This window comes from Anaeromyxobacter diazotrophicus, assembly GCF_013340205.1.
Taxonomy (GTDB): Bacteria; Myxococcota; Myxococcia; order Myxococcales; family Anaeromyxobacteraceae; genus Anaeromyxobacter_A; species Anaeromyxobacter_A diazotrophicus.
The window spans coordinates 573,967-586,142 of the sequence record NZ_BJTG01000001.1 but is presented as its reverse complement, the minus strand read 5'-3'; the positions used below and the strand labels follow the sequence as shown (position 1 = coordinate 586,142).

General features: G+C 74.4%; 12 protein-coding genes. 9 read left to right on the top strand and 3 right to left on the bottom strand.

Translation table 11 applies throughout. The annotated features are described in order from the left end of the window. The first annotated feature begins 5 nt into the window (after nucleotides 1-5). A complete protein-coding gene (locus tag HWY08_RS02590; RefSeq protein ID WP_176062588.1) occupies nucleotides 6-1,748 on the top strand; it encodes a proline--tRNA ligase in 1,743 nt (580 codons plus the stop codon). Further along, nucleotides 1,745-2,458 carry an orotidine-5'-phosphate decarboxylase gene (pyrF, locus tag HWY08_RS02585; RefSeq protein ID WP_176062586.1) on the top strand — a complete coding sequence of 238 codons (714 nt, stop codon included), beginning with the start codon at nucleotides 1,745-1,747 and terminating at the stop codon, nucleotides 2,456-2,458. The genes HWY08_RS02590 and pyrF overlap by 4 nt, the downstream gene beginning before the upstream one ends. On the opposite strand, the gene HWY08_RS02580 is transcribed toward pyrF, so the two are convergent. Continuing rightward, entirely contained in the window at nucleotides 2,455-4,524 is a 2,070-nt protein-coding gene (locus tag HWY08_RS02580) for an ATP-binding protein (RefSeq protein WP_176062584.1), read from the bottom strand. The two genes, pyrF and HWY08_RS02580, sit on opposite strands and share 4 nt — an antisense overlap. Continuing rightward, complete coding sequence (locus HWY08_RS02575; protein ID WP_176062582.1) at nucleotides 4,521-5,366, bottom strand: substrate-binding domain-containing protein; 846 nt, start codon at nucleotides 5,364-5,366, stop codon at nucleotides 4,521-4,523. The genes HWY08_RS02580 and HWY08_RS02575 overlap by 4 nt, the downstream gene beginning before the upstream one ends. A 413-nt stretch (nucleotides 5,367-5,779) precedes the next feature. On the opposite strand from HWY08_RS02575, the gene HWY08_RS02570 reads away from it, so the two are divergent. The 5 genes from HWY08_RS02570 to HWY08_RS02550 all read left to right on the top strand — a co-directional run bounded on the left by HWY08_RS02570 (nucleotide 5,780) and on the right by HWY08_RS02550 (nucleotide 10,498). After that, nucleotides 5,780-6,394, top strand: a complete 615-nt coding sequence (locus HWY08_RS02570) for a DUF4388 domain-containing protein (protein ID WP_176062580.1) — start codon at nucleotides 5,780-5,782, stop codon at nucleotides 6,392-6,394. 229 nt (nucleotides 6,395-6,623) lie between these two features. Then, nucleotides 6,624-7,382, top strand: a complete 759-nt coding sequence (locus HWY08_RS02565) for an ABC transporter substrate-binding protein (protein ID WP_176062578.1) — start codon at nucleotides 6,624-6,626, stop codon at nucleotides 7,380-7,382. 31 nt (nucleotides 7,383-7,413) lie between these two features. Beyond that, entirely contained in the window at nucleotides 7,414-8,196 is a 783-nt protein-coding gene (locus HWY08_RS02560; RefSeq protein WP_176062576.1) for an amino acid ABC transporter permease, read from the top strand. Between the two features lie 17 nt (nucleotides 8,197-8,213). Next, nucleotides 8,214-8,984 (top strand): amino acid ABC transporter ATP-binding protein, encoded by a 771-nt coding sequence (locus tag HWY08_RS02555; protein ID WP_176062574.1) that lies wholly within the window; start codon nucleotides 8,214-8,216, stop codon nucleotides 8,982-8,984. Between the two features lie 74 nt (nucleotides 8,985-9,058). Next, on the top strand, nucleotides 9,059-10,498 hold the full coding sequence (locus HWY08_RS02550) for a DcaP family trimeric outer membrane transporter (protein WP_235969412.1): 1,440 nt from the start codon (nucleotides 9,059-9,061) through the stop codon (nucleotides 10,496-10,498). A gap of 73 nt (nucleotides 10,499-10,571) precedes the next feature. On the opposite strand, the gene HWY08_RS02545 is transcribed toward HWY08_RS02550, so the two are convergent. Further along, complete coding sequence (locus HWY08_RS02545; protein WP_235969411.1) at nucleotides 10,572-11,246, bottom strand: Smr/MutS family protein; 675 nt, start codon at nucleotides 11,244-11,246, stop codon at nucleotides 10,572-10,574. Here HWY08_RS02545 and HWY08_RS02540 point away from each other — a divergent pair. Beyond that, nucleotides 11,214-11,453: a CPXCG motif-containing cysteine-rich protein gene (locus HWY08_RS02540; RefSeq protein ID WP_503826540.1), complete on the top strand. Its 240-nt coding sequence runs from the start codon at nucleotides 11,214-11,216 to the stop codon at nucleotides 11,451-11,453. The genes HWY08_RS02545 and HWY08_RS02540 overlap by 33 nt on opposite strands. A 9-nt stretch (nucleotides 11,454-11,462) precedes the next feature. Beyond that, nucleotides 11,463-12,176, top strand: coding sequence for an ABC transporter ATP-binding protein (locus tag HWY08_RS02535; protein WP_176062567.1), 714 nt, complete (start codon nucleotides 11,463-11,465; stop codon nucleotides 12,174-12,176).

Sequence of the window (12,176 nt, the reverse complement as noted above, 5' to 3'; positions counted from 1 at the left end):
CGGCCATGACGACGACCGTCGCCCGCTTCAGCCAGCTCTTCATCCCCACGCTCAAGGAGGCGCCGGCCGACGCGCAGGTCGCCTCCCACAAGCTGCTCGTGCGCGCCGGCTTCATCCGGCAGCTCGGCGCCGGGATCTACGACTACCTGCCGCTCGCCAAGCGCGCGCTCACCAAGATCGAGGCCATCGTCCGCGAGGAGATGGACGCCATCGGCGGTCAGGAGTTCTTCCTCCCCGCGCTCCACCCGGCCGAGATCTGGAAGGAGTCGGGCCGCTGGGAGGTCATGGGCGACAACATGTTCCGCCTGCGCGACCGCAAGAACGGCGAGTACTGCCTCGGCATGACCCACGAGGAGATCTTCACCGCCATCGCGCGCGACGAGCTGCGCAGCTACCGCCAGCTGCCGCAGGTCTGGTACCAGATCCAGACCAAGTTCCGAGACGAGCCGCGGCCCAAGTCGGGCCTGCTCCGCGTGCGCCAGTTCACCATGAAGGACGCCTACTCCTTCGACGTGGACCAGGCCGGGCTGGACAAGAGCTACGAGGACGAGCGCCGGGCGTACGAGAAGATCTTCACGCGCTGCGGGCTCGACTTCGTCGCCGTCCAGGCGCACTCGGGCGCCATGGGCGGCTCCGCCTCGCAGGAGTTCATGGTCCGCACCGAGGCCGGCGAGGACCTCGTCGCCGCCTGCCCGAAGTGCCGCTACGCCGCCAACACCGAGACCGCCACCTCGCGCATCGCGGCCGAGCAGGACGGGCCGGGCCTGCCCTCGCCCGAGAAGTTCGCCACCCCGGGCGTCGTCACCATCGAGGCGCTCTCGCAGCCCCCGCACGGCGTGCCGGCCCGCCGGCAGCTCAAGACCCTCGTCTACATGGCCGACGAGAAGCCGATCCTCGCCGTGGTGCGGGGCGACCACGAGCTCAACGAGGCGAAGCTGCAGACGGCCAGCGGCGCCCAGCTCCTGCGGCCCGCGCACCCCGAGGAGATCCCGCCGCTCATGGGCGCGCGGGCCGGCTCGCTCGGCGCGGTCGCGTTCGCGAAGGCGCCGGTCTTCGTCGACCCGGCGCTGGCCGGGCGCAAGGACATGGTGACCGGCGCGAACGAGGACGGCTTCCACCTGCGGGGCGTGGACGTCGAGCGCGACCTCCTCCGCCATGGCAAGGTGGCGGAGCTGCGCACCGTGAAGGCGGGCGAGGGGTGCCCGCGCTGCGACGGCACGCTCGACGTCTTCAAGGCGCTCGAGGTGGGGCACATCTTCAAGCTCGGCACCAAGTACTCGGTGTCGATGAAGGCGAACGTGCTCAAGGCCGACGGCTCGGAGACGCCCATCGTCATGGGCAGCTACGGCATCGGGGTCGAGCGCATCATGGCGGCCGCGATCGAGCTGCACCACGATCAGGACGGCATCGTCTGGCCGCTCGCCATCGCGCCCTACCGCGCCACCGTCCTCACGCTGGGCAAGGAGCCCGAGCTGGTGCAGGCGGCCGAGGAGATCTGCGCCGCGCTGGCGAAGGCCGGCGTGGACGTCCTCTACGACGACCGCGACGAGCGCGCCGGGGTGAAGTTCAAGGACGCCGACCTGCTCGGTATCCCCATCCGCATCGCGGTCGGCAAGCGCGGCCTCGCCGAGGGGAAGGCGGAGTGGAAGCGGCGCGGCACGAAGGACGTCGAGCTCGTGCCGCTCGCCGAGGTGGCGGCCAGGGCGGCCGCGCTCGTGGCGCGCGAGACCGGGGTGGGGCAGGCGTGAGCGGCCGCGAGCGCCTCTGCGCCGCCCTCGACTTCGGGAGCTGGAGCGCGGCCGAGCCGTTCGCCCGCGCGGTGGCGCCCGAGGTCGGGATGCTCAAGGTGGGCCTCGAGCTGTTCGCCGCCGAGGGCCCGCCGGCCGTGCGCGCGGCGGCGGCGCTGGGCCGGCCGGTGTTCCTGGACCTCAAGCTGCACGACATCCCGAACACGGTCGAGGGCGCGGCCCGGAGCGCGGCCCGGAGCGGGGCGGCGCTCCTCACCGTCCACGCCGGTGGCGGCGCCGACATGATCGCCGCCGCGGTGCGCGGCGCCGGGCCGGGGGTGCGGGTGCTCGCGGTGACGGTGCTGACGAGCCTCGACGCGGCGGCGCTCGACGCGGTCGGCCTGGCCGGTCCGCCCGAGGCGGCGGTGGTGCGCCTCGCGAAGCTGGCGGTCGGCGCGGGCGCGGGCGGCCTCGTCTGCTCGCCGCTGGAGGTCGCGGCGGTGCGCGCCGCCGTCGGGCCCGGGCCGCTGCTGGTCGTCCCGGGGGTCCGTCCGGCCGGCGCGGCGCGGGGCGACCAGTCCCGGGTGGCGACGCCCGAGGCCGCGGTGCGGGCCGGCGCCGACGTGCTCGTCGTGGGGAGGCCCCTGCGCGACGCGCCCGATCCGGCGGCGGCGGCGCGGGCCCTCGCCGCCGCACTCCCCGGCGCGACGGCGCGGCCGTCCGGGGGCTAGGAGGCGCGGCCCATGGCGGCGTCCCGGTGCGCCGCCAGCGCGCGGTGGACCCGCTCCAGCAGGACCTCGCGCTCGAACGGCTTCTGCAGGAAGCGCTCGGGCGGGAGCGCCTCCTGGCCGGACGCGACCTCCTCGCTGTAGCCCGACATGTAGAGGACGGGCACGGGGCGGAGCTCGGCGACGGCGCGCCCGAGCGCCACGCCGCTCGTGCCCGGCATCACGAGGTCCGTGAGCACGAGGTCGATCGCGTCCCCGCTCGCCCGGAAGGCCGCCAGCCCCTCGTCGCCGCTGGCCGCCTCGATCACCTGGTAGCCGCCCCCGGTGAGGAAGAGCCGGACCGCCGCGCGGAGCTGGGGCTCGTCGTCCACCAGCAGGACGCGCTCGCCGTGCCCGCCGGGGACCGCGCCGGCGCGGGCCGGCGCCGGGGTCGCCCGCGCCGCCTCGCCCGGCACGCGCGGCAGGTGGAGCGTGAAGGTGGTGCCCGCGCCCGGCGCGCTCGCCACGCCGACGCGGCCCCCGCCCTGCTCGACGGCGCCGAGGACCATGGCGAGGCCGAGGCCGGTGCCCTTCCCCTTGGGCTTGGTCGTGAAGAACGGCTCGAAGACGCGGCTCAGCGTGGCGGCGTCCATGCCCGTGCCGGTGTCGGTGACGGAGATGGCGACGTAGGGACCCGCCGGCAGGCCGGCGCGCTCCGCCTCCGCCGGGCCGAGCTCGGCGTCGCCGGCCCGGATGAGGAGCTGGCCGCCGCCGGGCATGGCGTCGCGCGCGTTCACCGCCAGGTTCACCAGCGCCTGCTCGAGCTGCGCCGGGTCCATGCGGACGCGGCCCACGCCGGGCGCGACCTCCATCGAGAGCCGGACGTCGTCCCCGAGGAGCCGGCCGATCATCCTCGAGAAGCTGGCGAGGACGTCCTCGACTCGCAGCACCTCCGGGCTCAGCACCTGCTTGCGGCTGAAGGTGAGGAGCTGGCGCGTCAGCGCCGCGCCGCGCTGCCCCGCGCGCGCGATCTCCTCGGCGTGGTCCCGCTGCTCGCCCCTCAGCTCCTCGGTGAGCGCCCGCGCGTAGGAGAGGATGACCGTCAGGATGTTGTTGAAGTCGTGGGCCACGCCGCCGGCGAGGCGGCCGACGGACTCCAGCCGCTGGGCGTGCGCGAGGTGCTCCTGGAGCTGGCGCCGCGCCGCCTCCGCCTGGCGGCGGTCGGTGACGTCCTCGACCAGCGTCGCCACGCGATCCCGGCGCGGCGAGAACGCCGAGACGTGCAGCGTGCGCGCGGGCTCCGCCACGGTGAGCTCGAAGGCGTGGGGCTCCTGCGTCTCGGCCACGCGCAGGAGGTCCGGGACGTGCGGCGCGAGCGCGCCGCCGAGGAGCGAGGCGCCGTCCGCGCCGACGAGCGCGCCGGCGTCGCCCCCGAGCATCCGCGAGAAGGCCGGGTTCACGTCCAGCACCGAGAACCCCACCGCGGCCCCGCCCCGGTCCCGGACGACGCCGTGCAGCGCCAGCCCCTCCGCCATCGAGCCGTAGAGGGTGCGGTACCGGGCCTCGCTCTCCTCGAGCGCCGCGTAGGCGTGGCGGACGGCGCGCAGCGGGATGGTCCGGAGCGCCGCGAAGGCGAGCGCGGCGGCCAGCAGCGCCCCCGCCAGCGCCAGGCCCGTCTCGAGCAGGAGCGGCCGGAGCGAGCGCGCCACCTCCACCTGGGCGACGGCGACCCCGGCGTCGTAGATCGGGCGGCGGCGCTGGAGCGTGGGCGGCGGCAGCGGGTCGGCGCTCTCCGCCACCACCTTCCCCGCCAGGTCGAGGATCCGCCGCGCCTCGGCCTCGCCGGACGCCGCCCGCCGCTCGAGCAGCTCGGCGAGCCGGGCCTGCTCGTAGATCCACATCCGCGGGTTCGCCACCACCAGGCGGCCGGCGTCCCGGGCGTTCACCTCCGCCTGCGTGTCGAGCGCGGCGGCGGCGCCCCGGTAGCCGGCCCCGAACCAGAGCGCGGGGATCCCGAGCACGACGCTGGCCGCCACGGCGCCGGCGAGGAGCGTCATCGTGGAGGCGATCGCGTCCGCGCGCCGGGTCATCGGAGCTCCCCGCACCCGCCCGCCTCCGTGAGCACCCCGCTCTTCCGCGCCAGGGCGCGCCCCTCGGCGGAGCAGGCGAACTCCACGAAGGCCAGGGCCTCGGGGGAGGAGCGCGCCGAGGTGACGAGGGTGATGTCGGTGGCCAGCCGGTAGCGGCCCTGCGCCAGGGCCTCGACCGTCCCGGGCACGCCGTCCAGCGCCAGGGGGCGCAGGGGGAGCCCCTCGACCAGGATCGAGGTCAGCGTGGCCGCGCCGATGGCGCCCGGCGTCCTCGCCACCAGCTCGTTCGACTCCGGGTCCGTGACGGCCACGATCGCCCACGGGCGCGCGCGGGCGATGTCGTCGGCCCGCGCCATCCCGGGGGAGAGGCCGCGCAGCACGGCCGTCTTGGTCTCGGCCATCGGCCGGAGGACGACGCGGATCGGCTCGCCGCCGGGCCAGGTGGGCGTGGCGCCGGAGTAGATGCGCTCCAGCTCGGCCGAGTCGACGCTGGACCTCGCCACCTCGCGGTGGGTGACGATGACCAGCGGCGTGCGCCCGTACGCGAGGGCGCGCACGCCGCCGGCGGCCTCCTGCGGCAGGACGGCCCGGCTCAGGGCCGCGACGTCGAGGGCGCCGCCGAGGAGCGCCTTCATCGCGCCGGAGCTCCCGAGCGGCGGATCGAGCTGGAACCGCTCCAGGCGGTGCGACGCGGCGTACGCCAGCACCAGCGGCTTCAGCATGTCGAGCGCGCTGCCCGACCCGTTCACGCGGATGACGTCGCCGGCGACGGCGGGGGCCGGAGCGGCGCCGGCGGCCGCCGCGAGCAGGGTGGCCGTGAGGCCGAGCTTCCAGGAAGTCATGGCGCCTCCGCCGGCGTCGAAGCGCGCTGGAGCGGCGCCGTCTGGGTTTGCAGCGGACGTGCCGTGGCGGTGCGCCCGGCGACCCCGCGCCGGTGGGGAAAGGACCGGGAGTCCGGGGCGTTGCAGGGTACGCCGGCGGGGTGCGGCCCGCCGTCCCAGGGCCCTCGAGAACCCGGGGTTGCGCCGGCACCGGCGGCGCTGGCGCGGGCCGTGGCCGCGAGCCGGTGGTCCCGACGGAAGCGCGGCCGCGCTGCCGTCCGGGAGTCCTGGCCGACCTGAGGGGTGAGGCAATGCGTCGCGCGATCGCGCGACGCCCGAGCGGGACTGTGCTGCGAATGCAGGAGGTTCGCGCCGGTGGGCCGGCGGCATCCTACGTGCAACTCGCGATCGGTGCGCGGTCCCGCGATCGCTCCATGAGCCTCGACGACGAACCCTCCATCCCCGTGCTGCACCGGGTGACCGCGCAGCCCGCGCGCGGCGCGGCCCCCTCGGCTCCATCGGCTCGGGTGGCCGCGCAGCCCCGGCCGCCGGCGTCCCTGGCCGGCACGCTCTCGGCGCTGCCGGTCCCGGAGCTCCTCGAGTTCATGCGCGGCAGCCGCCGCTCCGGCCTGCTCGCGTTCCGGGGCGGCGCCGGGCTCGCGGCGCTGCGCTTCCGCGACGGCAAGATCGTCGGCGCCACAGTCCCCGGCATGCCGCGGCTGGGCCAGGTGCTCGCCTACGACCGGAAGCTCTCGCCCGCCGCGGTGGAGGCGGTGGCGGCCCGGGCGACCGAGGCGCGCGTCCCGGTGGGCGAGCTGCTCGTGCGCGCGGGCCTGGTCGACCCGGAGGCGGTGGAGCACGCGGTGACGCGGCAGATCCAGCACGCGGTGAAGCAGCTCGTGCGCTGGGAGGACGGCGAGTTCACGTTGAGCCGCGACGGCGACGGCGCGGTGGCGCAGGCGGTCCCGGTGGCGGTGGACCCGCAGGCGGCCCTGCTCGAGGCCTTCCGGCAGCTCGACGAGGCGGCGCGCGACGGGGAGCCGCGCTGAGCGGAGCGGGGACCGCCGCTGGGCGTCGCCCGGCCCAAGCCTCGAGCGATTGACAACCGCGTCCCCGGCGGGCTACCAAGCGCTACCCGGAAGGGGCGCGCGGCGAAGCGCTGCGCGAAGAGGCCCGACGCGCTCCCCTGCGCCTGCGCTCCCAACCCTTCGCGCCGCCGTCGCCGAAACCACGCAGCCCAGGGACGGCCGGATCCCCGCCGCTCGAGAAGGGAACACGATGAAGACGACCAAGCTCCTCGCCCTGACCCTGGCCCTGGTGGCGGTGCGCGCCGAGGCCCGCACCTTCGAGGAGATCAAGAAGGACGGGAAGATCATCGTCGCCAGCGAAGGCGCCTTCCCCCCCTTCAACTTCTTCCGCGGCCCCACCCTGACCGGCTTCGAGATCGACGTGGCCGAGGCGCTGGCCAAGAAGATGGGCGTGGGCATCGAGTGGCGCGCCCTCTCCTTCGACGCGCTCCTGGCCGGGCTGCGGCAGGACCGCTGGGACATGGTGATCGCCTCCTTCGGCATCACCGAGGAGCGCGCCAAGGCGGTGACCTTCACGAACCCGCACTACTGCTCGGGCGGGGTCATCGTGGCGAAGGATCCCGCCATCCGCACGGTCAAGGACCTGGCGGGCAAGATCGTCGCCGTGCAGACGGGGACCACCTACCTCGAGCACGTCCAGAAGGTCCCGGGCGTGAAGGAGGTGAAGAACTTCCCCAAGGACACCGACGCCCGCGCCGCGCTGGTGGCCGGGCGCGTCGACGCGTGGGTCTCCGACCGCTTCGTCGCCAAGGCGGCGCTGGAGTCGAACCCGGCCGCCGGCCTCAAGATGGGCGACTTCGTCTTCGTGGAGCGCATCGCGAGCGCCGTGAAGAAGGGCAACACCTCGCTCGAGAAGGCGATCGACAAGGCGCTGGCCGAGATCATGGCCGACGGCACCTACGAGGCCATCTCGAAGAAGTACATGAACGAGGACGTCCGCTGCCGGTGAGCGGACGCCACGACGCCGGCCCGCGACGGCCATGAACGTGCTCTCGCTCTGGCCCCGGGGCTGGACGCGCCAGCAGCGCAGCACCGCTACCATCGCGGCGGCGAGCGCGCTGCTGGTCCTCGTCATGCTGTTCATCGCGAGGCCGCTCGCGCTCCTGCCCGAGCCGATCGGGCCCGCGGCGCAGGAGTTCGCCGAGGGGACCCGCGTCACGGTCTGGCTGACGCTCGTCGCCGGCGTGCTGGGGATCGCGATCGGCCTGGTGGCCGCGGTGGCCAAGCTCGCCGCCTTCCCGCCGGTGCGCTGGGCGGCCGACCTCTACGTGTGGGCGGTCCGGGGCACGCCGCTGCTGGTGCAGGTGCTGTTCGTCTTCCTCGCCCTGCCCATGCTCGCGCCGGGGCTCCGGCTCTCCGACTTCAACTCCGCGGCGATGGCGCTGGCGGTGAACGTGGGCGCCTACAACGCCGAGGCCATCCGGGCCGGGATCCTGGCCGTCCCCAGGGGCCAGACCGAGGCGGCGCGCTCCCTCGGCCTCTCGCCGCTCCAGACCTTCACCGACGTGGTCTTCCCGCAGAGCTTCAAGATCGCGCTCCCACCGCTCGTGAACAACGTGGTGGCGCTCCTCAAGGACTCGTCGCTCGCCTACGTGATCGGGGTGGTGGAGCTCTCCAACATCGGCAACCGGGTGCAGGCGGCCACCTTCCAACCGGTGCCGGTGTTCATCGCGACCGCCTCCATCTACCTCGTGCTCACCACCATCCTGACCCAGATCTCGGGCGCCATCGAGCACCGCCTCGACGTCGAACAGCGGCGCTGACCCGCGCGGACCCCGCCATGTCGCACGTGCACCCCGTCCCGCCCGCCGCGCCGCGCCGCCCGCTCATCCTGGCCGAGGGCGTGAACAAGCACTTCGGCGCCGCCCACGTGCTGCGCGACGTGTCCACCCGCTTCTTCGAGGGCGAGGTGGCCGTCATCGTCGGCGCCTCGGGCTCCGGCAAGAGCACCTTCCTGCGCACCCTGAACCGCCTGGAGAAGCACGACTCGGGGCGCATCGTGGTGGACGGGATCGAGCTCAACGACAGCGTGAGGAACCTCGACGCGATCCGGCGCGAGGTGGGGATGGTCTTCCAGCAGTTCAACCTCTTCCCCCACCTGACCGCCCTCGAGAACGTGGCGCTGGCCCCGCGCCGCGTGCGCCGGACGCCGCGGGCGGAGGCCCGCCGCGCCGCGCTCGAGCTCCTGACGCGGGTGGGCCTCGCCGACCACGCGCACAAGCACCCCTTCCAGCTCTCCGGCGGTCAGCAGCAGCGCGTCGCCATCGCGCGCTCGCTCGCCATGAACCCCAAGGTCCTGCTCTTCGACGAGCCGACCAGCGCGCTCGACCCGGAGATGATCAACGAGGTGCTGGACGTGATGAAGGACCTCGCCCGCTCCGGGATGACCATGGTCGTGGTCACCCACGAGATGCGGTTCGCGCGCGAGGTAGGGGATCGCATCCTCTTCTTCGACCACGGCGCCCTGCTCCAGGAGGCGCCGCCCGACGCGTTCTTCGACCGGCAGGAGAACGACCGCATCCGGGCGTTCCTCGGCCAGATCCTGCACTGACGGCTCCAGAGCCCGGGCGCGGCCCGGCGCATCCAGCGAGAGGGGAAGACACCGTGAGCATGTACCGACCGTTGATGAGCATCTCCACCGCGGCCCTGCTGCTGGGCGGCGTGGCCGCCGCCGCCGAGCCGGCCCAGCCCGACGCGCAGCTCCAGACGCTGCGCGCCGAGGTGAAGAGCCTGCGGGAGGAGCTCCAGGCGATGAAGGGCCGCGCGGCGGCGGCCGCGCCGGCGCCCGCCACGGCGGAGGCCGCCCCCGCGCCGGCGCTGGCCGAGCTGAAGGACCGCCTCGACGAGCTGGAGGTGAAGCAGAAGGACGCCGTGGTGGCGGGCGATCTCCCGGGCAGCTTCCGGGTCCCCGGCACCGAGATCTCGCTCCGCCTCTACGGGTTCGCCGAGCTGAACTGGGTCCACGCGTTCCGGGCCGACAACTCGGACATCGACTACTCCACCTTCGCCCCCTACCTCCCCCTCGACGGCGGCGCCGACGCGCAGCGCAAGAACCGCGACTACCTCACCGCCCGCACCTCGCGCCTCGGCCTCGACGCGGGCACGCCGACCAGGTTCGGCCTCCTCGCCGTCAAGCTGGAGGGCGACTTCAACAACGAGCCGCGCACCGGCGACACCGCGCAGTACGGCTCGCCCCGGAACATCGTCACGCAGCAGGCGACGAGCAGCTACGGCTTCCGCGTGCGCCAGGCCTACGGGCAGTTCGGCGGGCTGCTCGCCGGCATGACCTGGTCCACCTTCATGGACGTCGACAACTACCCGGAGACCGTCGACTTCAACGGCCCCATCGGCTCCACCTTCATCCGGCAGCCCCAGATCCGCTACAGCTACCCGACCCAGACCTGGGGCACCTTCACGGTCGCCCTGGAGAACTCGTCCAGCTACCTGCTCGACCACACCGGCGCCATCGTGACGACCAGCCTCTCGCGCCTCCCCGACGCGGTCCTCCGCTGGGACCGTAGCTTCGACTGGGGCGCCGTCAGCGTCCGCGCCATGACCCAGGAGCTCCGGATCGACGACGGCGCCGGCGCGACCGCCTCGGCCCGCGGCTGGGGCGCCGCGGCGAGCGTCCTCTACAAGGTGCGCGACGCCGGCGACACGCTCACCGTCGGCGTGACCGGCGGCGACGGCATCGGCCGCTACCTCAACTACATCGAGGGCGCCTTCTACGACGCGGCGGCCGGGAAGATCCTGACCGAGCGCGCCGTCGGCGTCATCGCCGGCTACCAGCTCAAGGCGGCCGACTGGGTGCGCGTCAACTTCGTCGGGGGCCTGACGCACGACTTCCAGAACGACTACGTCGACTTCGCCCGGGCGAACGGCCTCGACGGCGGCCGCTTCGGGATCAACAAGTGGGTCTACCAGGGGCACCTCGGCCCGATCTTCACGCCGATGAAGGGCGTGGACCTCGGAGTGGAGGGCATCTGGGCGGAGCGCGAGACGTGGTCGGGCGCGAAGGGCTCCGACCTGCGGCTCGACTTCTCCGCGAAGTACTACATCAACTGACGGCCGGCCCGCCGCCCGTCGCGCCGCCGAGCCCCGGTCGCCCCCACGGCGGCCGGGGCTCGTGCGTCAGGGGTCACCGCCCGGCGCGCCGGAGCAGCACGTAGAGCGCGCCCGCGCCGCCGTCCACCGGCCGCGCGCTGGCGAAGGCCAGCACGTGGCGGCCGAAGCGGGCGGTCGCGAACCAGGTCTTCACGGCCTCCTTCAGGATGGGGACCTGGTCCTTCGAGTGCAGCCCGCGGCCGTGGACGAGGAGCACGCAGCGCTTGCCGGCGCTGCGCGCCTGCTTGAGGTAGCCGTCCACCGCCGCCTTGGCCTCCTCCCGCGTCAGGCCGTGCAGGTCGAGGTGCCCCTGCACCGCGAACTCGCCGCGGCGCAGCCGGCGGACGATGGCGGGGTCGAGCCCGGGCACCCGGCCCTCGATGAACTCGTCGGTGTCGGCGAGGTCGAAGGGCGCGTCGCCCGAGACGAGCGCCTCGAGCTCGCGCAGGGCGTCGAGATCCGGGTGCCAGAACTTCTGGGCCGGCGGCGCCGGCACCCGCGGCGCGGCGAGCGCGGGCCCGGCGGCGAGGCGCTCGACCCCGGCCACCGCCCGCGACCACAGCTCGTCGTCGGACGCCTCGCGCGGCGGCGCGGACGGCGGGGGCGGGGGAGGCGCCGGCCGGGCGGCGCGCGCGGGCGCCGGGGCCGCGCGCGCCTTCAGCTTCGCGAAGGGCGCGTGGAACGGCTCGTCTCGCTGCTTCTTCGCCACCTCCGAACTATAAGGGAGCGCTGCGTGGATGCCGAGGTCCAGTGTCCGTACTGCGGCGAGTGGGTGACGATCTTCGTCGACCCCGGCGGCGGTCCTGCGCAGTCCTACGTGGAGGACTGCCCGGTCTGCTGCCGCCCCTGGCTGGTGCACGCGGTGGAGGAGGAGCCGGGCGGATTCGCGGTCGCGCTGGCGCGCCAGGACGGGTAGGCTCGGCTCATGGCGCCCATCGTCGCGGTGGAGGACGTTTCCAAGATCTACAAGCTCGGAAAGACCGAGGTGCCGGCGCTGCGCGGCGTGTCGCTCAGCATCGACGCCGGCGAGTTCCTCTCCATCGCCGGCCCGTCGGGCAGCGGCAAGACCACGCTCCTCAACCTCATCGGCTGCGTCGACGTGCCCACCGCCGGGCGCGTCCTCGTCGACGGGAAGGACACGAAGGACCTCTCCGAGCGCGCCCTCACCGACCTGCGCCTGCACCGCATCGGCTTCATCTTCCAGACCTTCAACCTGGTGCAGGTGCTGTCGGTGTTCCAGAACGTCGAGTTCCCGCTCTTGCTCCAGGGCGGACTGTCGCGCCGGGAGCGCGACGCGCGAGTCCGCGCCCTGCTCGAGGCGGTCGGGCTCTCGGAGCACGTGCTGCACCGCCCGAGCGAGCTGTCGGGCGGCCAGCGCCAGCGCGTGGCGGTGGCACGGGCGCTGGTGACGCGGCCACCGCTCGTGCTGGCCGACGAGCCCACCGCCAACCTCGACTCGGCCACCGGGGGGACCATCATCGACCTCATGAAGGACATGAACCGGAGGGACGGGACCACCTTCGTCTTCTCCACCCACGACCCGAAGGTGATGGCGCACGCGACCGCCATCGTCCGCATCGCCGACGGGCAGGTGGCGGGCCGCGAAGACGGCGCGGCCGCGGCCGCCGGGGGGCGGTGA

Coding starts and splice junctions, on each gene's coding strand:
- HWY08_RS02590 (WP_176062588.1), top strand. CDS start 6: ATGACGACGACCGTCGCCCGCTTCAGCCAGCTCTTCATCCCCACGCTC.
- HWY08_RS02580 (WP_176062584.1), bottom strand. CDS start 4,524: ATGACCCGGCGCGCGGACGCGATCGCCTCCACGATGACGCTCCTCGCC.
- HWY08_RS02575 (WP_176062582.1), bottom strand. CDS start 5,366: ATGACTTCCTGGAAGCTCGGCCTCACGGCCACCCTGCTCGCGGCGGCC.
- HWY08_RS02570 (WP_176062580.1), top strand. CDS start 5,780: ATGAGCCTCGACGACGAACCCTCCATCCCCGTGCTGCACCGGGTGACC.
- HWY08_RS02565 (WP_176062578.1), top strand. CDS start 6,624: ATGAAGACGACCAAGCTCCTCGCCCTGACCCTGGCCCTGGTGGCGGTG.
- HWY08_RS02560 (WP_176062576.1), top strand. CDS start 7,414: ATGAACGTGCTCTCGCTCTGGCCCCGGGGCTGGACGCGCCAGCAGCGC.
- HWY08_RS02555 (WP_176062574.1), top strand. CDS start 8,214: ATGTCGCACGTGCACCCCGTCCCGCCCGCCGCGCCGCGCCGCCCGCTC.
- HWY08_RS02550 (WP_235969412.1), top strand. CDS start 9,059: ATGAGCATCTCCACCGCGGCCCTGCTGCTGGGCGGCGTGGCCGCCGCC.
- HWY08_RS02535 (WP_176062567.1), top strand. CDS start 11,463: ATGGCGCCCATCGTCGCGGTGGAGGACGTTTCCAAGATCTACAAGCTC.